26 protein-coding genes and 1 pseudogene are annotated in these 25098 nt (G+C 69.6%); 11 read left to right on the top strand and 16 right to left on the bottom strand.

Features of this window, described 5'->3' with window-relative positions; translation table 11 throughout:
- Positions 1-54 precede the first annotated feature (54 nt).
- Together ACFU8Q_RS09220 and ACFU8Q_RS09215 are read right to left on the bottom strand one after the other, a co-directional pair.
- Positions 55-1236, bottom strand: a complete 1182-nt coding sequence (locus ACFU8Q_RS09220) for a glycosyltransferase (RefSeq protein WP_384450068.1) — start codon at positions 1234-1236, stop codon at positions 55-57.
- A gap of 109 nt (positions 1237-1345) precedes the next feature.
- A complete protein-coding gene (locus tag ACFU8Q_RS09215) occupies positions 1346-2740 on the bottom strand; it encodes an MFS transporter (RefSeq protein WP_384450077.1) in 1395 nt (464 codons plus the stop codon).
- A gap of 403 nt (positions 2741-3143) precedes the next feature.
- Here ACFU8Q_RS09215 and ACFU8Q_RS09210 point away from each other — a divergent pair, with 403 nt between their 5' ends.
- From ACFU8Q_RS09210 to ACFU8Q_RS09175, 8 genes are all read left to right on the top strand, one after another.
- Positions 3144-4130: an NAD-dependent epimerase/dehydratase family protein gene (locus ACFU8Q_RS09210; RefSeq protein ID WP_384450065.1), complete on the top strand. Its 987-nt coding sequence runs from the start codon at positions 3144-3146 to the stop codon at positions 4128-4130.
- Positions 4131-4183: 53 nt separating this feature from the next.
- A complete protein-coding gene (locus ACFU8Q_RS09205) occupies positions 4184-5284 on the top strand; it encodes a DegT/DnrJ/EryC1/StrS family aminotransferase (protein ID WP_384450062.1) in 1101 nt (366 codons plus the stop codon).
- Positions 5284-5889: a dTDP-4-dehydrorhamnose 3,5-epimerase family protein gene (locus tag ACFU8Q_RS09200; protein WP_384450059.1), complete on the top strand. Its 606-nt coding sequence runs from the start codon at positions 5284-5286 to the stop codon at positions 5887-5889. The genes ACFU8Q_RS09205 and ACFU8Q_RS09200 overlap by 1 nt, the downstream gene beginning before the upstream one ends.
- Position 5890: 1 nt before the next feature.
- The gene (gene rfbA / locus ACFU8Q_RS09195; RefSeq protein ID WP_384450056.1) at positions 5891-6787 is read left to right on the top strand and encodes a glucose-1-phosphate thymidylyltransferase RfbA; all 897 of its coding nucleotides are present in this window, start codon (positions 5891-5893) and stop codon (positions 6785-6787) included.
- Positions 6788-6802: 15 nt separating this feature from the next.
- The gene (locus tag ACFU8Q_RS09190) at positions 6803-7312 is read left to right on the top strand and encodes a GNAT family N-acetyltransferase (RefSeq protein ID WP_384450053.1); all 510 of its coding nucleotides are present in this window, start codon (positions 6803-6805) and stop codon (positions 7310-7312) included.
- A complete protein-coding gene (gene rfbB / locus ACFU8Q_RS09185; RefSeq protein ID WP_384450051.1) occupies positions 7309-8310 on the top strand; it encodes a dTDP-glucose 4,6-dehydratase in 1002 nt (333 codons plus the stop codon). The genes ACFU8Q_RS09190 and rfbB overlap by 4 nt, the downstream gene beginning before the upstream one ends.
- 112 nt (positions 8311-8422) lie before the next feature.
- Positions 8423-8698 (top strand): hypothetical protein, encoded by a 276-nt coding sequence (locus ACFU8Q_RS09180; protein ID WP_384450048.1) that lies wholly within the window; start codon positions 8423-8425, stop codon positions 8696-8698.
- Positions 8695-10986 (top strand): TOMM precursor leader peptide-binding protein, encoded by a 2292-nt coding sequence (locus ACFU8Q_RS09175; RefSeq protein WP_384450074.1) that lies wholly within the window; start codon positions 8695-8697, stop codon positions 10984-10986. Before ACFU8Q_RS09180 ends, ACFU8Q_RS09175 begins: the two co-directional genes overlap by 4 nt.
- A gap of 213 nt (positions 10987-11199) precedes the next feature.
- Here ACFU8Q_RS09175 and ACFU8Q_RS09170 read toward each other — a convergent pair.
- Positions 11200-11374, bottom strand: a pseudogene (locus ACFU8Q_RS09170) (transposase); the annotation flags it as partial.
- A 230-nt stretch (positions 11375-11604) separates the two neighbouring features.
- Between ACFU8Q_RS09170 and ACFU8Q_RS09165 the strand changes: the two are divergent.
- The gene (locus ACFU8Q_RS09165) at positions 11605-12750 is read left to right on the top strand and encodes a sensor histidine kinase (protein WP_384450045.1); all 1146 of its coding nucleotides are present in this window, start codon (positions 11605-11607) and stop codon (positions 12748-12750) included.
- A 150-nt stretch (positions 12751-12900) separates the two neighbouring features.
- Positions 12901-13509: a DNA-binding response regulator gene (locus ACFU8Q_RS09160; RefSeq protein ID WP_384450042.1), complete on the top strand. Its 609-nt coding sequence runs from the start codon at positions 12901-12903 to the stop codon at positions 13507-13509.
- A gap of 4 nt (positions 13510-13513) precedes the next feature.
- Here ACFU8Q_RS09160 and ACFU8Q_RS09155 read toward each other — a convergent pair whose 3' ends face one another.
- Both ACFU8Q_RS09155 and ACFU8Q_RS09150 read right to left on the bottom strand, forming a co-directional pair.
- Positions 13514-14143, bottom strand: coding sequence for a hypothetical protein (locus ACFU8Q_RS09155; protein ID WP_384450040.1), 630 nt, complete (start codon positions 14141-14143; stop codon positions 13514-13516).
- 136 nt (positions 14144-14279) lie between these two features.
- Positions 14280-15539: an MFS transporter gene (locus ACFU8Q_RS09150; protein WP_384450037.1), complete on the bottom strand. Its 1260-nt coding sequence runs from the start codon at positions 15537-15539 to the stop codon at positions 14280-14282.
- A gap of 107 nt (positions 15540-15646) precedes the next feature.
- On the opposite strand from ACFU8Q_RS09150, the gene ACFU8Q_RS09145 reads away from it, so the two are divergent.
- Positions 15647-16099: an SAM-dependent methyltransferase gene (locus ACFU8Q_RS09145; protein WP_384450034.1), complete on the top strand. Its 453-nt coding sequence runs from the start codon at positions 15647-15649 to the stop codon at positions 16097-16099.
- A gap of 20 nt (positions 16100-16119) precedes the next feature.
- Here ACFU8Q_RS09145 and ACFU8Q_RS09140 read toward each other — a convergent pair whose 3' ends face one another.
- From ACFU8Q_RS09140 to ACFU8Q_RS09090, 11 genes are all read right to left on the bottom strand, one after another.
- On the bottom strand, positions 16120-17604 hold the full coding sequence (locus ACFU8Q_RS09140; protein WP_384450032.1) for an FAD-dependent monooxygenase: 1485 nt from the start codon (positions 17602-17604) through the stop codon (positions 16120-16122).
- Positions 17601-18134 carry a truncated hemoglobin gene (locus ACFU8Q_RS09135; protein WP_384450029.1) on the bottom strand — a complete coding sequence of 178 codons (534 nt, stop codon included), beginning with the start codon at positions 18132-18134 and terminating at the stop codon, positions 17601-17603. The genes ACFU8Q_RS09140 and ACFU8Q_RS09135 overlap by 4 nt, the downstream gene beginning before the upstream one ends.
- Before the next feature lie 40 nt (positions 18135-18174).
- Positions 18175-19266 (bottom strand): GNAT family N-acetyltransferase, encoded by a 1092-nt coding sequence (locus ACFU8Q_RS09130; protein ID WP_384450026.1) that lies wholly within the window; start codon positions 19264-19266, stop codon positions 18175-18177.
- 85 nt (positions 19267-19351) lie between these two features.
- Positions 19352-19693 (bottom strand): hypothetical protein, encoded by a 342-nt coding sequence (locus ACFU8Q_RS09125; protein ID WP_384450023.1) that lies wholly within the window; start codon positions 19691-19693, stop codon positions 19352-19354.
- A gap of 179 nt (positions 19694-19872) precedes the next feature.
- Positions 19873-20640 carry a helix-turn-helix domain-containing protein gene (locus ACFU8Q_RS09120; protein WP_384450020.1) on the bottom strand — a complete coding sequence of 256 codons (768 nt, stop codon included), beginning with the start codon at positions 20638-20640 and terminating at the stop codon, positions 19873-19875.
- 171 nt (positions 20641-20811) lie between these two features.
- Complete coding sequence (locus ACFU8Q_RS09115; protein WP_384450017.1) at positions 20812-20979, bottom strand: hypothetical protein; 168 nt, start codon at positions 20977-20979, stop codon at positions 20812-20814.
- 94 nt (positions 20980-21073) lie between these two features.
- A complete protein-coding gene (locus ACFU8Q_RS09110; RefSeq protein ID WP_384450014.1) occupies positions 21074-21805 on the bottom strand; it encodes a PIG-L deacetylase family protein in 732 nt (243 codons plus the stop codon).
- Positions 21806-22216: 411 nt separating this feature from the next.
- On the bottom strand, positions 22217-22930 hold the full coding sequence (locus tag ACFU8Q_RS09105; RefSeq protein WP_384450011.1) for an SDR family NAD(P)-dependent oxidoreductase: 714 nt from the start codon (positions 22928-22930) through the stop codon (positions 22217-22219).
- 56 nt (positions 22931-22986) lie between these two features.
- On the bottom strand, positions 22987-23973 hold the full coding sequence (locus tag ACFU8Q_RS09100; protein ID WP_384450008.1) for a 3-oxoacyl-ACP synthase III family protein: 987 nt from the start codon (positions 23971-23973) through the stop codon (positions 22987-22989).
- Between the two features lie 155 nt (positions 23974-24128).
- Entirely contained in the window at positions 24129-24254 is a 126-nt protein-coding gene (locus ACFU8Q_RS09095; protein ID WP_384450006.1) for a hypothetical protein, read from the bottom strand.
- Between the two features lie 284 nt (positions 24255-24538).
- A complete protein-coding gene (locus ACFU8Q_RS09090) occupies positions 24539-25090 on the bottom strand; it encodes a transposase family protein (protein WP_384450003.1) in 552 nt (183 codons plus the stop codon).
- Positions 25091-25098 lie beyond the last annotated feature (8 nt).

Here is a 25098-nt window from a genome sequence, read left to right as displayed (position 1 = left end):
CACCGCGCCCCGTGCTCGCCGGTGAGCTCGGGGCGCGGTGCGTACCGGGGCCGGTCAGCGGACGAACTCGGGGAACCTCGCGACCGTCTCGGCCGGCTCGGGCATGGCCTCGATCTCGCGGGCGATGCCGCGGGCGGCCTCCCGGTGGGGACCGTCGGCCAGCAGGGTGCGCACCTCGGCCTCCACAGCCTCGGCGGACACGTTCTCGGGGAGCAGATAGTTGCCCGCCCCGGCGGCGCGCATCCCGGCCGCGTTGCCGATGCCGTCCCCGGGCTGCGCCAGGATCAGCTGGGGCAGCCCGGCGGCCAGCGAGGCCAGCGTGGTGCCCTGGCCGCCGTGGTGGACGACGGCGGTGGCGTGCCGCAGCGCCTCGGGCTGCGGCAACCAGGGAAGTGCGACGACCCGGTCCGGCAGCTCGCCCAGCGCGGCCGGGTCCACGACAGGGCCAGTCGCGACGAGGACCCGCACGTCCAGCGGCAGCAGACCGTCGATCGCGGTACGCAGCAGCTCCGCGGAGCCGAGCACGGTTCCGAGGCTGAGATAGACCAGTGGGCCCTCGCCCTGGGTGACACTCGCGGGCAGTTCGCCCGGTTCGGCGAAGAAGACGGGCCGCTGCGGGATCTGCTGGACACCCGAGGCCAGAAATTCCTCGTTCTGTATAGCGGGAGGGCAGATGTCGATGAACGGGTTGCCCAGAGTGCGGCTCTGACCGATCTTGTCGGCCACCCCCAGGTCGCTCGCCGTGGCGAACAGCTCCTGCTGGAACAGCGGGTCCATGGTGGCGTCGTACGAGACCCGGCCGATGCCGTGGCACACGGCGGGCACCCCCGCCGCCACGGCCGCGAAGGAAGCGCCCGGGTTGTAGATCTCGTGGACGACCAGATCGGGCCGGACAGAGTCGAAGGCACGAGCGAGGTCCGCGGACACGCTGCGCGGCAGCACCGAGGAGAACGCCTTGACACCCAGGCCCGCCAGCACGTCGGGCGGTATGTCACTGGCCTGTGCGGCACCGCCGTTGGCCTCCAGGAAGGCCTGGCCGCCGGCCGCCTCGATGTACGCCTCGGGGACGCTGAGCCCCCCGGTGACCGGCCGCAGGCCCGCCTTCTCGAGGATCGGGTGGAACTGATCGCTGGTGGCGAACCAGACCTCGTGCCCGGCCGCCTGTGCTGCCTGGGCGAGCGGCACCATGGGGAACATGTGTCCGTAGTTTCCGAGGCTTGCGAAGAGAACTCTCATGTCTCGCACGGCCCTTCTGCCGGTGGCGTGATGTCGGATGAGGTGATGACTAATTCCCGCGGCCCGACGCGACGGCGTCGTGTGGGGCCGCGGGTCTGGCTACGAGGTGTCAGCGGGTGGCCGACTGGGTCGGTTCGACCACGTCCCGGACCGGTACCGTGCTGTCCGGTTCGGCGCTGTGCTGCTCCCCCAGCCCGGCAGGCCGGGTGGCGAAGATCATCACGACCGCGGCGAGCGCCACGGCCGCCGCACCGACCCACAGGGCGGGCACGAAGCCGTCGACGAAGTTCTGGCCCGAGGCGTAGCCGCCGTTGTGGGTGAAGACGCTGGCGAGGGCGGCCACGCCGAGCGCCGCGCCGAGTTCGCGGGTGGCCGATGTCGAGCCGGACGCGATGCCCTGCTCGGAGACGTCGACGGAGCTCATCGTCAGGTTGAGGAGTGGGGCGAAGAAGCAGGCGATGCCCACGCCGCCCAGAAGATAGCCGGGCAGTTGCTCGACATAGGACACGTCCGGGGTCATCACCAGCGCCCAGTACGCGAACCCGGCGGCCATCAGCGTGAGTCCGAAGGCGACCACGGGCCGTCCGCCGATCCGGTCCGACATGATGCCCGCGACGGGCGCCACCAGGAGCGGCATCGCCGTCCACGCCAGCATCCGTACGCCCGCCTCCGTCGGCGACATGTGCTGGATGGTCTGCATGAACTGCGTGATGAGGAAGACCACGCCGTACATGCCGACGGACATCAGCAGACCGCCGGCGTTGACAGCGCTGAAGGCCCGGTTGCGGAACATGCCCATGGGCAGCATCGGCGCGCTGCTGCGCCGCTCCCACAGGACGAACAGGACGACCAACAGGACGCCGCCCACCAGGGGACCCACGACCTGCGGGGAGCCCCAGCCGTCGTGGCCGTTGGCCCGGATCAGGCCGTAGACGAGGCCGAGGATGCCGAGGCTGACCAGGATCGTGCCCGGCACGTCCAGGCGGTTGTTCGGTCCGCGGCTCTCGGCCAGACCGCGCCAGGCCGCCGGGGCGAGCAGCAGGCCCACCGGCACGTTGATCCAGAAGATCCACTGCCAGGACACATGTTGCGTCACGACGCCGCCCAGCAGCGGGCCGCCCGCGATGGCCAGTCCGTTGAGCGCACCGTAGATCCCGAGGGCGGCACCCCGTTTCGCGGCGGGTACGGCGCTGGTGAGCAGGGTGAGGGAGAGCGGCATGATGATGGCGGCGCCGGCGCCCTGGACCGCGCGGGCGGCGATCAGCTCACCGATGCCCGGTGCCACGGCGGCCGCGGCCGATGCCGCTGTGAACAGCAGCAGACCTGCGACGAACACCCGGCGGCGGCCGAACCGGTCGCCGAGAGCGGCACCGGTCAACATCAGCACGGCGAACGTCAGCGTGTAGGCGTTCACCGTCCATTCCAGCTGCTCCAGGCTGCCACCGAGCTTCTCCCTGATGGTGGGCAGCGCGGTGACGACCACCAGATTGTCGAGCCCCGCCATGAAGGCGATCAGGCCCGTGATCAGCGTGGCTGCGCCCGGGGACTTCCCCGCCGCGGCCGCACCGCCGCCAGCGGCGAGTTTGTCAGTACTCATTCAGGGTTCCTTCCGACTTCACCATGGGGGGCAACGGTTTCCGTCGCGTGGTTCGGTGACGAAGCGCCGGTCCGGTGCGGACCGCGCAGGGCGTCGCGCCGAGGCTAGGCAGCCGGGCTCAAGTACCGGTCGAGTCGCGGTCCACGCCGTCCGGGCCCCGGTCGCCTCCAGCGCTTCTCCGCCCGCACCCGATCGGACCGCACCACCATCTGGCGAGCCGGACGCGGGCAGGCCCTGGGGCCCGCTCCGCCACAGGTACCCCCGTGTCCCGACGCATCGCATCCACCTGACCGCCCTGGGAGGCACCCGCATGACAACGGAACCGACCGGCCGGCCACTGGTGGCCGTGCTCGGCGCCACCGGCTTCGTGGGCTCGGCCGTGCTGTCCGCGCTGGCCGCCCGCGAGCTGCGGCTGCGCGCGGTGGCCCGGCGCCCCGCCGCCGTGCCGGACGGCGCCCGCGCGGAGGTCGAGGTGGTCACCGCCGACCTCACCGACCAGGACGCGCTGGCCTCCGCCGTCAAGGATGCGGACGTGGTGATCCACACGCTGCTGTGCGAGGGCGGCTGGCGGGCCGCAGCCGAGCCGGGCGGCGAGCGGGTCAACGTCGGGGTGATGCGCGGCCTGCTGGACGTGGTCGCCGACCCCGGCCGGCCGCCGCTGGTGGTTTACGCGGGCGCCGCCTCACAGGTCGGCGCCCCGCCGCGGGAGCCGCTGGACGGCAGCGAAGCGGACCGGCCGGGCACGGTGTACGACGAGCAGAAGCTGGCCGCGGAACGGCTGCTGCTCGAGGCGAGCGGGGCCGGCCTGGTCCGCGGCGTCTGCCTCAGGCTGCCCACGGTGTACGGCGAGGGCACCGTGCCGGGCACCGCCGACCACGGTGTGGTCGCCGCGATGGCCCGCCGGGCGCTGGCCGGCCAGGAGATCACCCTGTGGCACGACGGCACGGTCCGCCGTGACCTGGTCCACATCACCGACATCGCCGCCGCGTTCGCCGCCGCCCTGGACCACCCCGGCGAGCTGGCCGGCCGCGCCTGGCTGCTCGGCGCCGGCCGCGGTGACGCGCTGGGCGACGTCTTTCGCACGGTGGCCCGGCACGCGGCGGCCCGTACCGGCGCCCCCGCCGTCCCGGTCGTCTCGGTGCGGCCGCCGGCGCACGCCCCGAAGACCGACTTCCTGAGCGTGACGATCGACTCCACCCCGTTCCGCTCGGTGACCGGCTGGCGCCCCCGGGTCTCGCTCGACGAGGGCCTGGAACGCACGGTGGCCGCCCTCAGCCACGTACCGCAGGACCGCTGAACCCCCGCACCCGCGCCCGCAGGGCCAGGACGACGACACGAGAAGGAACGCGCATGACCACCTACGTATGGGACTACCTGCCCGAGTATCACAGCGAGCGCGAGGACATACTCGACGCCGTCGAGAAGGTCTTCTCCTCCGGCACGCTGGTGCTCGGCGACAGCGTCAAGGGATTCGAGGAGGAGTTCGCCGCGTACCACGGTGCCGCCCACTGCGTCGGTGTCGACAACGGCACCAACGCCCTCAAGCTCGCCCTCCAGGCCCTGGGTGTCGGCCCGGGCGACGAGGTCATCACGGTGTCCAACACTGCGGCGCCCACCGTCGTCGCGATCGACGGCACCGGGGCGACGCCGGTCTTCGTCGATGTCAACGAGGACGACTTCTTGATGGACGTCGGCCAGGTCGAGGCGGCGATCACCGAGCGCACCAAGGTCCTGCTGCCGGTCCACCTCTACGGCCAGTGCGTGGACCTGGCCCCGCTGAAGGCCCTGGCCGACCGGCACGGCCTGGCGATCCTGGAGGACTGCGCGCAGGCGCACGGCGCCACCCAACGGGGCAGGCTCGCGGGGACCACCGGCGACGCCGCCGCCTTCTCCTTCTACCCGACGAAGGTGCTCGGCGGGTACGGCGACGGCGGCGCCGTGGTCACCTCGCGCGCCGACGTCGACGCCGAGCTGCGCAAGCTGCGCTACTACGGCATGGAGAAGGTGTATTACACGGTCCAGACCCCGGCCCACAACAGCCGCCTGGACGAGGTGCAGGCGGAGATCCTGCGCCGCAAGCTGACCCGGCTCGACGCCTACGTGGCCGGCCGCCAGGAGGTCGCCCGCCGCTACCAGGAGGCGCTGGGCGACACCGAGTTGCTGCTGCCCAAGGTCAACGAGGGCAACACCCACGTCTACTACGTCTACGTGGTCCGCCACCCGGAGCGCGACCGGATCATCGAGGCGCTCAAGGCGTACGACATCAGCCTGAACATCAGCTACCCGTGGCCGGTGCACACCATGACCGGCTTCGCCCATCTCGGTTACGCCAAGGGCTCGTTGCCGGTGACGGAGAAGCTGGCGGGCGAGATCTTCTCGCTGCCGATGTACCCGTCGCTGCCGTCCGGCCTGCAGGACAAGATCATCAGCGCCCTGAAGGAGGTGCTGTGATGAAGGTCCGCGAACTGGCCGTCGCCGGCGCCCTGGAGTTCACCCCCACCGTCTTCCCCGACGGGCGCGGGCTGTTCCTCTCCCCGTTCCAGGGGCCGGCCTACACCGAGGCCACCGGGAACACGCGCTTCCCGGTCTCCCAGACCAACCACAGCCGGTCCAAGCGCGGGGTGGTGCGCGGGGTGCACTACACGCTGACCCCGCCCGGCTGCGCCAAGTACGTCTACTGCCCGAAGGGTTCGGCCCTGGACATCGTGGTGGACATCAGGGTCGGCTCGCCCACCTTCGGGAAGTGGGACGTGGTGCTGATGGACCAGAACGACTTCCGGGCCATGTACTTCCCGGTCGGTCTGGGCCACGCGTTCGTCGCGCTGGAGGACGACACGGTGATGTCCTACATGGTCACCAGCAGCTATGTGCCCGAGCACGAGCTGGCGATCTCGGTCACCGACCCGGCGCTCGGTCTGCCGATCCCCGAGGGCATCACGCCGGTCTACTCCGAGCGGGACACCGTGGCGCCCACGCTGGCCGAGGCCGCGGAGCGGGGGCTGCTTCCGCAGTACGAGCTGAGCACCCGACTCGAACGGCAGTGGAAGGAGGGCTGAGATGAAGGGCATCATCCTCGCCGGCGGCAGCGGCACCCGGCTGCGCCCGCTGACCGGCGCGCTGTCCAAGCAGATCCTGCCGGTCTACGACAAGCCCATGATCTACTACCCGCTCTCCGTGCTGATGCTGGCCGGCGTCCGGGACATCCTGCTGATCTCGTCCAAGGACCACTCGGACAGCTTCCGCACCCTCCTCGGCGACGGCTCCCAGCTCGGCCTGAACATCGAGTACGCCGAGCAGGACGAGCCGCGCGGCATCGCCGAAGCCCTGGTCATCGGCGCCGACTTCATCGAGGACGACCAGGTCGCGTTGGTGCTGGGCGACAACATCTTCCACGGGCCGCGGTTCTCGGTGCTCCTGGACGACGCGGTGCGCCGGCTCGACGGCGCCGCGCTGTTCGGCTACCGGGTGCGCGATCCGCACCGGTACGGGATCGGGGAGATCGACGCCGACGGCCGGCTGCTGTCGCTGGAGGAGAAGCCCCGCAACCCGCGCTCCAACCTCGCGGTGACCGGGCTGTACCTCTACGACAGCGACGTGGTCGGGATCGCCAAGAACCTCTCCCCGTCGGCGCGGGGCGAGCTGGAGATCACCGACGTCAACCTCGCCTACCTGGCGCAGGGCCGGGCCCGGCTCACCGAGCTCGGCCGCGGCTTCGCCTGGCTGGACATGGGCACCCACGACTCGCTGCTTCAGGCGGCGCAGTACGTCCAGCTGGTCGAGCAGCGGCAGGGCGAGTGGATCGCCTGCGTCGAGGAGGTGGCACTCAACCGCGGCTTCATCACCGCCGAACAGTGCCTGCGCCTCGGCGAGGAGATGGCGGGCACGGCTTACGGCGCCTACGTCACCGAGGTCGCAGCCCGCCACCGCCCGATACCGACCGCCCACGTAGCCTGAGAAGGAGACCGTCCCATGCTTCCGATCCGAACTGCCACCCCGGCCGACGCCAAGGTCCTCACCGAACTCCGCCGGAAGATGCACGACGACATCGACGGCCCCCACCCCACGGACTGGATGCAGGCCTGCGAGGAGATGACCAGGGTCCGTCTCGCCATCGACCCCTCCTTCCACGCCTACGTCGCGGAGGACGACGGCACGGTCGTGGCCGGGATCACCGGCGAGATCAGGCCCCGCTTTCCCAACCCGGAGTCCCCCGCGACGGCCGCGGGTTACGGCATCGCCATGTGCATCCTGCCCGAGTACCGCCGTCGTGGCATCGGCGGCTCCCTGGTCCACCACATGACCGAGCGCTTCATGGAGCTGGGCTGCGGGCGGATGAGCGTGTTCGTCGCCCCCCAGGCCGTCGGCCTCTACCACGAACTCGGCTTCGAGGACCTCCCCGAGACGATCAGGCCGATGAACCGGTTCGCCGGCCACCCGGTGCCCGTCAACCGGTACACCGCCGCCGGGACCGCGTCATGACCACCCGCGTTCTGGTGACCGGCGGCGCCGGATTCATCGGCTCGCACTACGTCCGTACGGTGCTCGGCCCCGACGGCCCCGGCGATGTCGCGATCACCGTCCTGGACAAGCTGACGTACGCGGGCAATCCCGCCAACCTCGACGAGGTCCGGGCGCACCCGCACTTCTCCTTCGTGCAGGGCGACATCTGCGACCCCGAGCTGGTCGACAAGCTGATGGCCGAGCACGCCCAGGTGGTGCACTTCGCCGCGGAGTCGCACGTCGACCGATCGATCGACGGGGGCGCCGAGTTCGTGCGCACGAACGTGGTCGGCACGCACACGCTCGTCGACGCGGCGCACCGGGCCGGCGTCGAGGTCTTCGTGCACGTCTCCACCGACGAGGTGTACGGCTCGATCGACGAGGGCTCCTGGCCCGAGAGCCACCCGCTGAGCCCCAACTCGCCGTACTCCTCGTCGAAGGCCTCGAGCGACCTGATCGCGCTGTCGTACCACCGCACCCACGGCCTGGACGTCCGGGTCACCCGTTGTTCGAACAATTACGGTCACCACCACTTCCCCGAGAAGGTCATCCCGCTCTTCGTGACCAACCTCCTCGACGGCGGGAAGGTGCCGCTGTACGGCGACGGCCGCAACGTCCGCGACTGGCTGCACATCGACGACCACGTGCAGGGCATCGAACTGGTCCGCACCAAGGGCCGCGCGGGCGAGATCTACAACATCGGGGGCGGCACCGAGCTCTCCAACAAGGAGCTCACCGCCATGCTGCTCGCGGCGTGCGGCGCGACCTGGGAGGACAGCGTCGAACACGTCGAGGACCGCAAGGGGCACGACCGGCGCTATGCCGTCGACTGCACTAAGATCCGCAAGGAGCTGGGGTACAAACCTCGCAGGAGCTTCGAGGAGGGGCTGGCCGAAACCGTCCAGTGGTACCGCGACAACCGCAGTTGGTGGGAACCGCTCAAAGCGGCGTCCGGCGGAGGTGGGGACTCCGGTTGAGTGAGAACTTCACCTGCCACCGGTGAAACCGACACTGTCGGTGACATCCCTCACTCGCGAAGAATTCCGGCCATTGGAGCACCAGCCGACCACATCAGTGAGGACCTCTCCGATGAGCCACGCCAGTGCCACCCACGTCACCCGCTCGGCGCGCATCACCGAGGCAGCTCCCGCACGTCCGCTCCTCGTGGTCGAACACCTTGACCACACCGTCAGCTCCACCGTGCTGTTCAGCCTCTGCGCGGGCCCGTCCCCCGCGACGCCGAACGCCGCCGCGTTCACCCTCTGCGCAGGCCCGTTCCCCGCGAACCTCGCCCCCGCCGCCCCTTACGGGGCGGAGACCATGGCACCCATGGCCGTCGAGGGTGACGCGGGGGCATGGGTATGACGTCTGAGCCGTCAGTCCCCCGGAGATCCGGACCGGCCGCCCTGCGGGACGGCTCGACCCTCGTGGGTTTCAGGCACCACCTGCGCCCGGCGACCGTCCCCGGCGAGGCGACCTATCTGGTCTCCCGCCAGGGCGTGACCACCCTGCACGGCCTCCTCGCCGATGTGCTGGTCCCGCTGCTCGACGGCACCCGGTCACTCGCCGAGATCCTGCACGCTGCCGCGCCCGCCCTCACCACCGAGGAGGCCGAGGACGGGCTCCGCCTGCTCAGCGAAGCCGGGCTCCTCCGCTTCCGCAATCCCGCCCTGGCGGCGACGGAGACCGACCCGGTCGCCGAGGCGTACTGGGACCTGGCCGGCCTGGACGGCGCCCGGGCCGCGGCGGGCCTGACCTGCTCCCGGCTACGGGTCCTGCCGCTCGGCGGCGTCGACGCCGGACCGGTACTCGCGGCGAGCGTGGAGTCCGGCCTCAGTGTGACCGACTCGGACACGGACCTCACGCTGGTCCTGTGCGACGACTACCTCTCCCCCGAGTTGGAGCGGGTCGACGCCGAGCACCGGGCGGCGGGCAGGCCGTGGCTGCTCACCCGGCTGTGCGGCTACGAACCCTGGATCGGCCCGTTCTTCCGGCCGGACGAGGGACCTTGCTGGTCATGCCTGGCCTACCGGCTGGAGCAGCACCGCGGGTACGAGGGATCGCTCCAGCAGGCCCTGGGCCTGGACCGCCCGCTCGTCCGGCCGATCGCTTCGCTTTCGGCCGGACGCGTCATGGCCGCGCAGGGCGCGGTCCTGGAGGCCGCCAAGTGGCTGGCCGGGCTGCGCTACGCCGACCAGAGCTCCGTCCGCACGGTCGACACCCTCAACCTCCGCACCCGCGTCCACGCCGTGTCCCGGATCCCCCAGTGCCCCTCCTGCGGCGAACCCGGCCTGACGAGCCGGCGCGTGCTCGCACCGTTCGTCCCGGTGTCGCGGACCAAGGCCGGACACGGCGGCGACCACCGGGCACTCAGCCCCGACCAGTTGCTCAAGCGCCACGCGCACCTCGTGAGCCCGATCACCGGAATCGTTCCGGTTCTCGAACCCTCCCCCGGAGCACCGGAGTTCGCCACCATCTACGTGTCGGGGCGCAACCTGGCGATGCGGGACCGCGGTCCGGCCGGATTGCGCTCGCAGAGCGGCGGCAAGGGCCTGACCGACACGGAGGCCCGCACCAGCGCCCTGTGCGAGGCGGTGGAGCGCTACTGCGGCACTCGGCACGGCGACGAACCGGTCGTGGTGGACACCCTGCGCGCCCTCGGCGACCAGGGTGTCCACCCCAACGCCTGCCAGCTGTACGCGGACCAGCAGTTCCGCGATCGGGACCGCTGGAACCGCTCGGGCTCGCCCTTCCACCATGTGCCCGAGCCCTTCGACGAGAACCGGCCGGTGGAGTGGACACCCGTGTGGTCCCTGACCGAGCAGCGCCAGCGGCTGCTGCCCACCTCGATGCTCTACTTCTCCTCCACCCCTTGTTCGCGAGGGCCGTACGCCGACTCCAACGGCAACGCGGCGGGCAGCAGCCCGGAGGACGCCCTGCTGCAGGGTTTCCTGGAGCTGGTGGAGCGGGACGCCGTCGCCCTGTGGTGGTACAACCGCACCCGGCAGCCCGCGATTGACCTGGACTCGTTCCACGAGCCGTACATAGGGCGGCTGCTCGACGGATACCGGAAGCTGGGCCGGGATCTGTGGGCGCTTGACCTCACCTCGGACCTCGGGATTCCCGCGGTCGTGGCAGTGTCCCGGCGTACGGAGGGACCCACCGAGGACATCGTCTTCGGCTTCGGCGCACACTTCGACCCGGCCATCGCGCTGCGCCGTGCGCTCACCGAGACGGGGCAGCTGCTGCCGGCCGTGAGCAGGGACCGCCCCGGCGGCGGATACGGCATCACGGATGCTCTCCCGGTCCGCTGGTGGCGGCAGGCGACTCTCGCCAACCAGCCATACCTGGCGCCGGACCCGGCCACCCGGCCACGGACTCCCGGCCACTGGAACTACGTCGTGCGCAACGATCTGCTCGACGACGTCAAGGCCATCACCGAACTCGTCGCCGCCAAGGGCCTGGAGCTGCTCGCCCTCGACCAGACCCGGCCGGACGTCGGAATGCCGGTGGTCAAGGTGATGGTGCCGGGGCTCCGGCACTTCTGGGCCCGGTACGCGCCAGGCAGGCTGTTCGACATACCTGTCACGCTCGGACGCCTCTCCCGGCCCACCCCGTACGAGCAGCTCAACCCGATCCCGCTGTTCGTATGACGCGACTGCGTGCGGCGGTCCACCGCTTCGGGCAGGGCCAGTCGGCCGCTCTGCCCGAAGCGCACTGGCTGTGAGAACTGCCGCGTCGCGATGGCTTCCGGCAGGACGCCCGGGAAGAGGAGGCCGCTCTGACGGCGTTCGCCTCCGCTCGCCCAGGTCGGGGTCGAGCCGGTCCGGCGTCAGGCACTGGGTCATGTGCTGGTTGAAGCGGCATTCGACGACGGCGCGCCGACGGTGGGCCGCCCGGTCGAGTCGGCATCTGCTGTCGCGCGCCTGATCCGTCTTCCACGGGCCGTGGCGCTCGGGCAGATCCAGCCAGGCGGCTCCCTCCGACAGCTTCCACAGCCTCCCCGTAGGCCACCTGACGACGGCCCCGCACAGGTCGTCCCGTAGGACTGCCCCCCCTCCAGACCAGCGTCGACGCCATCGACGAGGCGATGCTGCAGCGACGCATCCGGTTCCAAGGATGACCACCGAACATCAGCCAACCTGCTTAGAATGAGGCCCAGTTGTTCGAATCGGCATCGAGACACGAGGGGAGCTGGGAGACGAGAGATGGACTGCACCGGTCCGAACAGATCCCCATCGCGTGCCAGCCAATCGCAGGACTACGGGAGCGTGGCCACCAGAACCGCCCGGGGCATTCTGTTGGCCGCGCTTGTCTGTTATCTGGGCATCACCTTCCTCAACATCCTTTCCTTGTCGCTCGACGCATACGACCTGACCCGCGCCGCGATCTGCTTGACGTTGGTGTTCCTGCTGCAACTCGTGCACTCGGCACCCGGCATCTCCACGGCGCGAATGCGCACCAAGATGCTCACCCTGGCCGCCCAAGGTGTGCTCTCCTACCTGCCGTTGATCTGGTTCGGGGTGTTCTGGGGCGCCATGGCCGGCTTCTTCGCCGGCTCCCTCCTGCTTGTCCTGCCGACCGCGGCAGGCTGGACACTGTACGGACTGACGGCGCTCAGCATGATCATCCCCGGCATCCTGCACGACCGGGGTGTCGTCGACACGGTGTACTTGGCCCAGACGACCGCGCTCACGGGTCTCGTCGTGTACGGCCTGAGCCGCTTGACCAGCCTGGTCGACCAGTTGCACAGGGCCCGTGCCGACCTGGCCCGACTGGCCGTCAGTAACGAGCAGTTACGATTCTCCAGGGACCTGCACGACCTGCTCGGGTACAGCCTCTCCGCCGTGTCCCTGAAGAACGAGCTGATCCGCCGCCTCATCCCGACCAATCCGCACCGGGCCTGCGAAGAGGTCGACGAGGTACTTATCATCTCCCGCCAGGCACTGGCCGATGTGCGCCGGGTCGCGAGCGGGTACCGGGACATGTCCCTCAGTTCCGAACTCATCTCCGCCGAATCGGTGCTGGCCGCCGCCGACGTCTCGGTCACCGTCGACACCCAGGACGCCATCGAGCGTCTGGGGCTGGTGACGTCCACCGTGCTGGCCACGGTGCTGCGCGAGGGCGTCACCAACCTGTTGCGGCACTCCAAGGCCTCGCGCTGCTGGATCTCCGCCCGGATCGAGGGCGATGTCGTCCGTCTCACGATCGTCAACGACGGCCTGGTACTCGGCTCTCATCTCCGGTCGCCGCACAGCGGCAGCGGCCTGGGCAACCTTGAACGACGACTGGAGGGCATCGGTGGCCGGCTGATCGCACAACACCTCCCCGACGCTTCCGACACGGACCTCTTCCGGCTCACGGCCGAGACACCGGTCCGGGAGCACGATCCGACAACCCGCACCACACAAGCGTGATCACGAACGAAGAACAGCCGTACGGCCGGACAGACAACGTAGCGTAAGCAACCTTGGCACCAGCTCTCCCGTTGACGAAACTCCAACGGCGGAGGCGCTGGACAGGATCCAACAAGATTCTCGTATGTGAGAGAACGGTGGACGGCGACGATGATTCGGATCCTCCTGGCCGAAGACATGCACATGGTCCGCGGCGCACTGGTGGCTCTGCTCAATCTGGAGGACGACCTGGAAGTGGTCGCCGAACTCGAGCGCGGCGACCGGATCCTGAGCCTGGCACGCGAACACCGGCCGGACGTGGCCATCATCGACATCGACCTGCCCGGTCTGGACGGACTCAGCGCGGCCGAACTCCTGCACGAGCGCCTCCCTGAGTGCCAGACCCTGATCCTCACCAGCCTCGGCCGCCCCGGCACGCTGCGTCGGGCGATGTCCGCGCACGTCTCAGGTTTTCTTCTCAAGGACGCACCGCCCAGCGATCTCGCCCAGGCCGTCCGCCGGGTCGTCACCGGCCAGCGAGTGATCGACCCGCAACTGGCCCTGGCTGCCTGGGGCGGCAGCGAGAGCCCGCTGACCATACGTGAGACCGAGGTACTGCAAATGGCCGCGCAGGGCTCGGAACCACAGGAGATGGCCGCGCAACTCCACCTTTCGGTGGGCACAGTACGCAACTACCTCACCACGGTCGTGACCAAGCTGAACGCACGTAACCGGGTCGACGCCATCCGCATCGCCCGCGAGTCGGGCTGGCTGCTGTGACCGGTCAGCCCGCGGCCACCGTCATGCCGGCCCCCGCCAGGTGACCGAGGATCGCCAGGGTCAATTCGGCGGGCAGCGGGGCCACTTCGACCAACGCGTCCGGTGTCGTGGGCCAGGCCAGCAGAGACACCACCCACATCGCCTCGGGGCGGTGGATCTGCACCCGGTGCTCCAGGGCGCGGCACTCCAACAGGAACGCGTTCCCTTGCACCGTGATCGTCACGTTGGGCCGCAGCCGCACCCTGCGCTGCGCCGGCACCCGGGCCAGGGCGAAGCGGGCGGTTCGACCCACCGGCACCACCGACAGCACCGGCCCCTTGAGGTCTTCCAGGGACAGCGTTCTGATCACCAAGTGGGAGATCTCGCGAAGCACTGACAGCACCACCGTGTAGCTGTCCTGCCCGGCGGCCGCTTCATCCTTCGGCTGCAACAGGTTCGCGAGCCGGATGGGACCCAGTTCCATCCGGTGCAGCGCCTCGGCTACGACGGTCGTGGGGGCCTCGATCCGCTCGGTGCCCTGCGGACCGCTGAGCACCAGCGCCTGGCCCTCCTCGTCCCACCCGACCGCCGTGTCCTCGCGCAGGGACCACAGGTGGTGCAGGCGCAGGGGGGAGTCTTCCGGGGGTGGAATCACGAACAGCAGACCTCCTCGGGCTACGGGAACCGGCCGAAAGGCCGGCTCCTCCCCCGCGGACACGCTCGCGCCCCCAGTATGAATCCGCGTGCAGCGTCTCCGGCAGCGAAGGAGTCACACCGAATACGTGAGGAAATCATGGGGCGTTCACCTCATCTGCCGGAACGCCCGCGGCCTCCCGCTCCGGCACCCGGGTCCGTTCCGCCCAGCGGACGGCGGGGCCGCCGGCGCACAGAACGCCGAGGAACAGGACGGAGATCAGCAGCCAGCCGAGGCCGCCGAACCGGTCGGGCACCGCGGTGACCAGGGTCGGCCCGGCGATCAGCGCGAGGGCGTCGCCGGTCGCGAAGACGCCCCCGTACTGTCCCTGGGCGTTCGCGGGCGCCAGCTCGTACCGCAGCCCCCATCGGGCGGCCTCCCCCCAGATCTCACCCAACGTGAAGAGCACCGCAACGGCCAAGAGGACGGTGGCGGCCGCCCAGGTGGGCATCCAACCGGTCAGAGCAGTGACAGCGCAAGCGACTGCCAGGACCACAGCGGTGACCCGCTGAAGTCGTGCCGCCCCACGCACGGTGTCCGCGTCTCGTGCCATCCGCACCTGCAGGAACACCACCATCAGCGTGTTGACCAACATGATCCATGCCGCCAGCGCACGAGGGGCCTCGGTGTGCACCACCAACCAGAGCGGCAGTCCCACCGCCAGTGCGGTCGGCCCGATCCTGACGATCCCGGAAACCTGGGCGACCACCAGATAGGGGACGTCGCGCACCGCGCCGCGCGGTCGCTTGCCTCGGGGTTCGCGCGGGGTGCCCGGGACCTTGGGCAGCCGCATGTACAGCGCGGCCACCAGCATCATGGCAATGGCATTGCCCCAGAACAGCGAGAGGTAGGCGGTCTTCGAATCAGCGGCGATGACCAGGCCGGCCGCCAGCGAGGCCAGCGAGAATCCGCCGTTGAACACGCTGCGCATGTACGCCGAGAGCCGGACCCGGCCCTCCCGGCCCATCACTCCCGACACCAGTGCGCCCCGGGCTACATGACCGCTCTGCTCGGACAGCCCCAGGGCCACGGCCATCACCAGGTAGGACGGGAAGGAATGCACGAAGGTCGCAGCGAACAGCGCCGCCGCCTTCCCCAGGGCGAACACCGCTGTGGTTCCCCGCGGCCCGAACCGGTCGGCGAGCTGCCCGGTCGGCACCCCCAGAGCCAGCGCCAGGACCCCGGCGAGCGACATGCCCAGGCCCACCTGCCCCGGTGACAGCCCCACGACATGAACGAAGTACACGGCACCGCCGGTGACGTAGAGGCCGTTCCCGAGGCTGGCTACGGCGGTGCACAGGACCAGTAGCCGGCCGGCACCGGGTTCGGGAAGCAGGCGGGACATCGCACGGGCCATGGTGGGCACCTCACTCGGTGGGTGGCGGTTGACGCTACGGCGGGCGGGCGGACATGCTGCGTGGGTTTTGGACGACCTGGACCCACTGGACGGGAAGCGGGGATGGAATGAATCCGATCAGCCCGATCGGGGTGGTACGCGGCGGACGCCGACAGGTGCACGAGGACGGATGGGGGGCGGTGGTCTCGCGGATCGAACTGGACCCGGCCGTGTTCGACGAGTCGGCGACCTCCGGTCTCGACGACTACTCACACATCGAAGTGATCTTCGCGTTCCATCTGGCGACGCGGACCTGCACCGCGGCCCAGCACCCCCGGGGCAACACCGACTGGCCGCTCTCCGGCATCCTGGCGCAGCGCGCCCCCAACCGGCCCAACCACCTCGGGGTGTCCGTATGCAGCCTTGCGGCCGTCGACGGGCTGACGCTCACCGTGCACGGCCTCGATGCCATCGACGGCTCCCCGGTACTCGACGTCAAACCGTACCTGCCCGAGTTCGCCCCGCGCGGTGAGGTGCGGGGTCCGGCCTGGTCCAGCGAGCTGATGCGCGCCTACTTCTGAGTCCGTCGGGCCGCCGCGGCTCATGGCACGGCCACCAGGTCCGTACGCGCGGAGGCAATCAGGGTGTTGGCCTCGTCCCGGGGCAACTCCTCGTCGACCAGCAGCGCGATCGGGAGCGCCGCCGCGCTGCGGATCCGCGCGGCGGCAGCGCTCCTGGTCACCCGGCCGCCCTCCGGCGGGGCCTGCACCGCGAGGAAATCGATCCCCGGCAGCGGCCCGTCGGGGACCCGGTCGACGAGCAGCCCCACCGCCCGGGTCCCGTCCGCGCCGCGCAGCACACACCGGCCGTCCCTGCGCTCCACCTTGACCAGCCGGTGGTCCAGGCGCACCCGGCCCACTGTCAGCGGCACGTCGACGGGCTCCGCGTCGGTGGGACGGCCGGCCAGCCGCGCCACGGTGCGGGCGACGAACTCCGGGTCCCGGTCCCGCAGTCGGCTGTAGGTGTTCAGTGCCCGGCGGCTGCGCAGCGCGAACACCGTCTGGTGCCCCTCCAGCCGCCCGCCGCGGCACAGTTGCTCGAACCACGCGGTGCTCTCCGCCGCCTCCGCCTGTGCCTGCTCGGCGACCGGCCGCCGGACGCTCTCGTACTCGGCCACCGCCTGGAACGGATCGTCGTGTCCGGCGATACATCGGGCGAGACACAGTGCGTCGTCGATGGCCAGCGCGGTGCCCGAGCCGGTCGAGAAGTGAACCGTGTGGGCGGCGTCCCCGGCCAGCACCGTCCGCCCGTCGGACCAGTGACGGTTGACGACGGTACGGAACGGCTGCCAGCCCGCGGTCCGGGCCCTCAAGGGAGCACCGCCCAGCTCACTGCGGAACAGCGCGGCGAGCCTCAGCTCCGCCTCGGCCGCCGGCAGGTCGAGCAGGCCGAGAGCGGACAGGGTGTCCGGATCGGCCTCGACGATGAAGGTGCTCTCGTCGGCCGCATGCGGATAGGCGTGCACCACCAAAGGGCCCGGTCCCAGGTCCTTGAGGAGGAAACACGGTTCGAGGACCGAGGGCGTGCTCATCCACAGATAGCGGGTGCGGCCCGCAGAGACGGAGGTGCCGAACCGGTCGGCCCTTTCCCGGCGCAGCTCGCTGCCCGCACCGTCCGCCAGCACCACCAGATCCGCCTGCTCCGGCAGTTCGGTGACGGTGCGTCTGATCAGTCGCACATTGGCGTTCCGCGCGGCCAGCTCGCGGACATGCGCGTGGAAGACCTGCCGGAAGATCCCCGACATGCCGAAGGCACCGGACGGGATCCGTTCGTCGTCGATCACCGTGACCGTCTTGTCCCATGAGGCGTACGCGGACTCCGGCAGCCGCAGCGCGTCTGGGTGGTCGGCCCGGAGGCGCTCGGCGAACTCGTCCGTCAGTACGATGCCGGCCCCCGGCCCCCGGTCGTCGCGGTCGTAGAGCTCGATGGCCGTATCGGGCAGCAGCCGGGCCAGCTCCAGCGCGCAGAAGGCTCCGGCGGGGCCTCCGCCCACCACGGCCACCGAACGGACAGGAGTGCCGCTCATGCCGGGGTCCCATCCCAGTGGAACCGCTCACCGCGGGCCAGCGCGGCGCCCCGGGACACCGCGGTCATCTCACCGCTCGCTATCTTCATGATGGTGAGGAACTCGGTGAAGTGCGGTTCGGGTGCGTCGAGTTGGGTGCCCGCCTCCTTCATCAGAGCGAGCCACCGCAGCCGTTGCTCACGGGAGATCAGGAAGTGCGCGTGCGCCTGGTGCATTTTCGGGTCCCAGGCCGCGGTCAGGTCGTTCTCGCCGTAGATCCGGCAGAAGTGTTCGTTCAGCCGTGCGGCGTGGCGGCTCCAGTCGGGGACGGCGAAGAGGGGGGACAGCAGCTCGTCCTGCGCGACGAGCTCGTAGAAGCGGGTGGTGAGCGCCTGGAAGAACGCGGCGCCGCCGATGCCGGTCCAGAAGTCGGAGACCTTCCGGTCGACTTGGGCGGCACTCATCCGCTCGCCGGACTGCAGGCCCTGGTCGGCGACAAGGAGTACTTTCCCGTCGTGCCGGGGGGCCGGGGTGGCTGTGTCGGGCGACATGGGCATACTCCTTGAGCCGGTTCGGTCGGGTTCTGTCGGATCAGTCGAGCACCAGGCCCGCGGCGGACAGCGTGCTGACGGTGCAGCCACGCAGCCGCTTGGCCTGCAAGGTCCCGAGCCCGTAGGAGATCGTGGTGATCCCCTGCCCCGGGGCCAGCTCGGCAGGGCGGTAGAACATCGTGGCGAAGTACGTGAACGAGGCGTCGGGATGCTCGTAGTCGGTGCCGCTCATCAGCGCGGTCCACTGGTCACCGTCCCGCACCAGCATCGTGAAGGAGAGCAGAGCACCTCGCTGCCGGGCCTCGACGATCCAGACGTTCTCCGGACCGAAGTGCTCGCGCAGATGCCGGAACGAGGCCGCCTCTCGCTGCGCATCGGGTACGGCGCCGTATTTGGCCATCAGTTGGGCCCGCAGCGGGAGCAGTTCGGGCTCCTCGTCGCCGATCGGGCGTTCGCTGATCTCGATTCCGCGGGCCGCGATCTCGCGCAGCTCGCGCCGCACCGTGAAGCGCTGGTTGCGCCGCAGCCTGGCTATGTAGCCGTCCAGATCGTCCCAGGTGACCTCCATGTCGCTGCGGTCCACCATGGGGACCACATCGAAGCCCGCGCTGCGCAGCACGTCCAGGAACTCGGGGTGGTCGGGGCGCAGGAACAGCGCCGAGACACTGCGCAGCCCCTGGTCACGGCACCAGTCGAGCAGTGCGTCCAGGTACTCCCCCAGCAGCCGCGGATCGCGGGCGCCCGGGCCGACCGGCGCCGACTCGTAGTTGGGGCCCATCAGGAGACAGGTCGGGAACAGTTCGTCGGCGGAGCGCCCCTTCCACGGGTGCGGTCCGTCGGCGGCCACGCCGTCCGCGACCGAGCCGCCCGACAGCACCCGCTGCGGGTCGAACCGCACATGTCCTGTGGGGGCCTCCATCACGCCGCCGACCAGGGCCACTTGCTCCTCCTGCGGGCCCGGCAGCCCGAAGGTGCGGACGCCGCCGGGGATCCTGCCCTCGGCGAGAGAGATCCAGCGCCGGCGCAGGGTGACCGGCGCCCTGCCGACCCAGCCGTCCCAGCTCTCGGGGATATCGGTACGCACCAGCAACCGGGCGGTGCCCAGCGCCGGTTCGGGGCGGTATGTCGTCACGGCAACTCCCTTCCGGACATGCACGAAGCCCGTCCGGCCCGGCAGTGCACGCGGCTACCGGGCCGAAGGGGCTGTCGAACGATCGTCAGGCCGCCTGCGGTTCCATCACTCGGTCCCAGACCGGTGCCTGATCCCACACGGACAGGTCCCACACGGACAGGTCCCCGTCGGCCCGGTCCCACACGGACAGGTCCTCCCCAGCCCGGTCCCAGACCGCCAGGTCCTCGCCGGCCCGATCCCACACGGACAGGTCCCACACGGACAGGTCCTCTCCGGCCCGGTCCCACACGGACAGGTCCTCCCCGGCTCGGTCCCAGACCGCCAGGTCCTCGCCGGCCCGGTCCCAGACCGCCCGGTCCCAGACCGCCAGGTCCCACACGCCGGACTCGTCGGCCGACTCCACTCGGATTACCTCTACGTCGCGCATGTGATATCCCTTCGGGAGGTTCACAGAAGGCGATCCGTCGGACCGCCGAGACGCGGCCCTCACCGCGCTCATCAAGGAGCGTTGCAGCCTGAGTCACGACCTGTCTTCTCCCTAATTGCTAACCTTCCCAAGGAGCGTGGAGAACTACTCCTTGAAATCCGATTGAAGCAGCGAAAAAATTACTTGAACCCGCTCGACAACCGCTTGAATCCGGGCTGAGGAGCCTGTTCGGCGAGCATCTCGAAACCGGGGGCCGCGAACAGGACGGGCGGGTTGGACCAGACCTGCGGACACAGCACCAGTTCCACCTCGGAGTCGACGTACGGGTCGATACACATGGGCCCGAGCGTGGCCGTCAGCAGCATGGTCTCCAGCGACTGCTCCCGCGCCGCGAGCATCGTCGCGTGCAGGTAGCAGATCCCACGCGGCACCTGCTGCAGCACAAAGGGGCCGAGGTGCTCCGCCGTGGTCCAACTGGACGGATGCCCCTGGAGTATGGGGCCGTCGAAGGAACCGATGTAGATCGAGGAGACGGGCTTCGCCACGGCCCGGACCACACCGCGCAACTGGCAGTGCGTCAAGTCGACCTGACCCTCGGCCGAGGAACGCACGGTGAACTCACCCTCGCCCCGGCTCAGCTGTCGGTATTGAGTGGGCGGGATTCCCACAGATTCGGTGAAGCGACTGGTGAAGCTACCCGTACTGTCGTATCCGACCATGGAGGATATGACGGCCACAGCGAGATCGGAATTCTGTAGCAGGCGCTTCGCTTCACTGATGCGCACCGCACTGAGAAAGCGCCCCGGGGTCACTCCGGTAACCTGCCTGAACACACGCAGAAGATGAAATTTGCTTACCAGGACCGCACAGGCGATGGCGTCGAGGCTGAGCGGTTCTGCGTATCGCTCCCGGATGATCCGTACGGCCTGTTCGACAGCATGCTCCATAAGCATCTCCTGAACAGCCGAATGGAAAAGGCGTACGCATGGGACAGGAGTCCTGAATCTGTGCCACGGGATCACATGGCTGGTGAGAGTTTCCCGGAGCGAATCCGGACGGTGCTGCTGTCGCGCCCTTTCACGCCGGAGCTGGTCGGCTTCCTGGCCGACGAGGCCCAGTCATCCGGCAGTCGCCATGACGGACTGCAGGGTGATCCGTGCCTGCCGGATGCGGGCCGAGACGGTCATCCGTTCACGCACCAGGGCGTTGATCCGCTCGCGGGCATCGGCGATCAGAGCCGCCGCGTCGTCGGTGTGCGCACCGGTCATCTCTGTGTGCACACTCATTTTTTCGTTCCCCTTGACGCCCCGGGCCTCGCCGGTCCGGGGCGCCTGGGAATTCGCTTGTCAGTTACGCAAGCGGCACGCCGGCGGATTCGGGTCAGACGCCGATGATCTCGAACGGCATGGTTGGCACGTTGTTGAAGCGCACGCCGAAGCGCGTGAGCTTGGTGGTGAGGTAGCCGGCGGCGTCGGACATCGGGTTGTCCGGCGGCAGCGACGCCAGATAGCCGTCGTGCGCGGCCAGCGCCTCAATACCGGCGGCGATGCCATCGGTGCAATCGACGGCGTGCCCGGACTCCGGGGAACCGCCGACCGCAAGACAGCGCACGCCGGACCACGGCGGGAAGCCCTCGTCGACGAGTTCGGGGAAGATCCAGGGGTTGCCGGCGTCGCTTGCCGCGTCGAGCAGTGCGACGCCGACGTTGCGGTGGTCGGGGGTGTTCCAGTCTCCGCTGCGCCACCGGTCGTAGAAGTTGATGGTGACCAGTATGTCCGGGCGGTACTTGCGGATCGAACGCGCGATGTCACGGCGCAGCGGCAAGCCGTACTCGATGATGCCGTCCGGGTGGCCGAGGAAGTCCACGTCCCGCACCCCGACCGCGGACGCGGCTCGCAGTTGCTCCTCGGCGCGCAGCTCACCGGTGGCGTCCGGGTCCATGGTGGCGATCCCGGCTTCGCCGCGGCTCGCGATGGCGTAGGCGACGAACTTGCCCCGCGCGGTCCATTCGGCGACCGCGCAAGCGGGCCCGTACTCCAGGTCGTCGGGATGCGCGACGACGCACAGCGCACGCTGCCAGTCGTCCGGCATCGGTTCGTACGGCTTGGTCATGTTGCCTCTCCTGGGGTGCGCGTCGGCCGAGTCGTGGTTTCCGCGGCGGATTGCAGGCACTCCTCGAATCACCCTGGCCCGGCTGTACTGCTTCGCTGTCGTCGAGCACGCCGGCCGCCGCGTCCATATTGCGAGTCGTGCTCACCGCTCCGCAGGGTCCACGGATGAAAGCGATCACGGAACGCTGGGTGGGCGTACGCCGTGAACTCCTGGGCCGGATCCTCATCATGAACGCCCGCCACCTGCGCAAGGTCCTCGCTGAGTATGAGTTCGGCTCCGGAGCCGTCCGCAGCGGCCACTCCGTGCTGAGCGGAACGATCCAACGCATTCACCCGCGGCCGGTCGAGCCGGATGACGCCTACCCCGGCGGAGACCACCAGTCGCACCGACCGGTCCGTGTCGAAGTCGCGCTCACGCCCACTGCAATCCACCGTTCACTTCGAGGACGTCACCGTTGACGTATGAGGCATCGTCCGAAGCCAGGAAGACGGCCGCCCGAGCGGCTTCGGCCACGTCACCGACCCTCCCGAGCGCGAAACGCTTGCGGTACGTCTCCCAGAGCCTGTCGTTTCGGGTCAATTCCTTGCCCATGCCTTCAGTGAGGATCCCGGGCGCGAGTGCGTTGACCCGGATGCCGTATCGGCCCAGCTCGATCGCTGTCACGCGGGTGAACATCTCCACCGCGGCCTTGGTGGCGCAGTAGCCGGCGGCGCCGACGGTGACCCGGGTGGCCATGCTGGAGGAGACATTGATGATGCTCCCGCCGCGATCCCGCAGATAAGGCACGGCGGCGTGGGTACACAGATACACACCGGTGAGGTTGGTACCGACCATGGCGTCCCAGTCTGCGGGGGCGAGCCGGTCTACCTTGCCGTCACGGTTGACGCCCGCGTTGGCCACGACCACGTCCAGCCCGCCGAAGAGGTCCGCCGCGGAGCGCATGAGCTCGGCGACCGACTCCGGTGAGGTGACGTCCGTCTGCCAGTACCGGACCCGGTCGGGATAATCGTCCTGGAGCAACTTGAAGTCACCGGGGGTACGGGACGCGCAGACCACTGACATTCCCTCGTCCAGGAACTCCCGAGCGATCGCGAACCCGAGCCCCCGGGTCCCCCCTGTAACCACTGCCACTCGCCCTTGGAAACGCATGGCCATCTCTCCTAACAGCAGGTCGGTACGGGCTAATACCAGGTCAGCACGGCGGCGCCGGCGGTCATGCCGCCGCCCACACCGGCCAGCAGGATCCGCTCGCCGCGTCGCAGCGGCTGCCGCAGGTGACTGTCGTGCAGGGTCACCGGGATCGAGGCCGCGCCGGTATTGCCATACCGGGGAGCGGTGAGCGGAACCCGGGCGGGGTCCAGGCCCAGCATTCGCGTGCACTGCTCGATCAGGCGCGGGTTGGCCTGGTGGAATACCACTCGGTCGACGTCCTCCAGCGCCAACCCCGCTTCGTCGAGCACCTCCCCGACGATTTTCGGCAAGGTGGTGAGGACGTAGTCGCGTACTCTCCGGCCGTCCATCTGGAACAGGTGCGCCCCCGCCGCGTACGCTTCCGGATCGAGCTGACGCGCGGTCCCGCCGGCGGGTACCTGGACGATCGAGCGCAGCTCTCCATCGGTCACCAGTCGACTCGCGTGCAGCCCGAATCCGTCGGGTACCGGACCGATCAGGGCCGCGCCCGCCCCGTCGCCGAACAGGCTGACCGTCTTGCGGTCCTCCCGATTCATGATCCGCGAGTACATGTCCGCGGCCACTACCAGCGCGGCCCCGTCCTTCGGCCGGTGCCCGAGCAGCCCTTCGGCGACGACCAGACCAAAGAGGAAGCCGCTGCAGACCGCGTTCAGGTCGAAGGCGAAGCCGCCGCCCGGCAATCCCAGTTTGTGCTGCAACGCCGCAGCGGTGGCCGGCTGAGGCTGATCGGCGGTCGAGGTGGCCACGATCACGGCGTCGATGTCGGGCCAAGTAGTGCGATCTTCGCCGAGCAGGTCCAGCGACGCCGCCAGGGCGAGGTCGGAGGTGGCAACCCCAGGGTCCGCATAACGCCTCGCGGCGATGCCCGTACGCTCGTCGATCCACTGCTCGGTGGTGTCACTCCAGGCCGCGATGCTGGCGTTGTTCACAACAGTCGGCGGCACGTACGAACCCAACCGCAGGATTCCTATAGGCACTGACAATCAACCCTTCCGCAATGACCAGATGGATTTCAGGGAACTATCGTTAGTGCTGTCAACATTGAGCGGTGCAGCTGAATAAACTGCCGCCTCGGTTGGGCCATAGATATGTGAAATCCTCACAGCCGAGCAGTGAATCCGAAGATCGCGAATCAAGCGCGCTTCCAAAGCCTCGCCGGCAACTCACCGGTGGCGTCCGGGTCCGTGGTGGCGATCCCGGCTTCGCCGCGGCTCGCGATGGCGTAGAGGTTGCCCGCCGAAGGACGCGGGCGTTCCATAGCGTCTCCCTTGTCAGTTGAGTGACGGCGGCGAGCAAAGCCGCCGGTGCCGCCGTGTCGCTTCGGGGCCTTGGCACCAACCCTGGGACACCGGGATGGGCGTGGGACTGGAGCGTGTCTTGAGCGGCGGTGTATAGGCAGGTCGGCGCCCTTGTACGGACGGCTGCCCGAAGGGAACGAGCCTCCATGCCGCCCGCCGCTCGCGCACCGGCGGTGCTCGCTCCAGCGGGGTGCGAGGGACAGGCGAGGGGAGCGTCCTGGAGGTTGTCCCGTACGGGTGCGAGTTATCCGGTGAGGGCCGGGTTGTGGAGCCGGGCGATGCCGAGCATGGCCGGGTGGCCGCCGTTGTTCTTGAGCCGGCGGTCCCGCAGGACCTTCCAGTTCTTCAGCCGCGACAGGGCGTGTTCCACGCGTGCTCGCGCCCGGCGGTGGACGGCCGCCGTCGGCGATGGTCGGTGCGCCGCGGCAGGCCCGGTCGACGCCGGACTGCGATCGCGGTTTGGCACCAGAGTGCCGTCGACGATGTGGACGGTGTCCCTGCGCGGCCGGCGGGGCGGCGAGATGGCCGGGAAGGGCGCCAGGTGATCGAGGATGCGGTCGGCCGCGGACTTCGAGACCCCGAACAACGGCGCCACCTGCCGCAACGTGAGGTTCGTGCGCCAGTACGTCGCCACCGGCAACACGCGGTCCTCCAGCGGCAGCCGCCACGGCCGACCGCGCCGCACGTCACCGCCCCGACGTCGGACCAACGCCACCAGCGTGGCGAACTGCACCTCGGTCAGGCCCGAGAACGGCTCAATCCACTTCGGATCATCTGCTGAGATCACCCGACCCATGCCCGGCC

It is taken from the genome of Streptomyces sp. NPDC057543, assembly GCF_042801895.1.
Lineage (GTDB): Bacteria > Actinomycetota > Actinomycetes > Streptomycetales > Streptomycetaceae > Streptomyces.
This window is presented reverse-complemented; position numbering and strand designations above follow the sequence as displayed.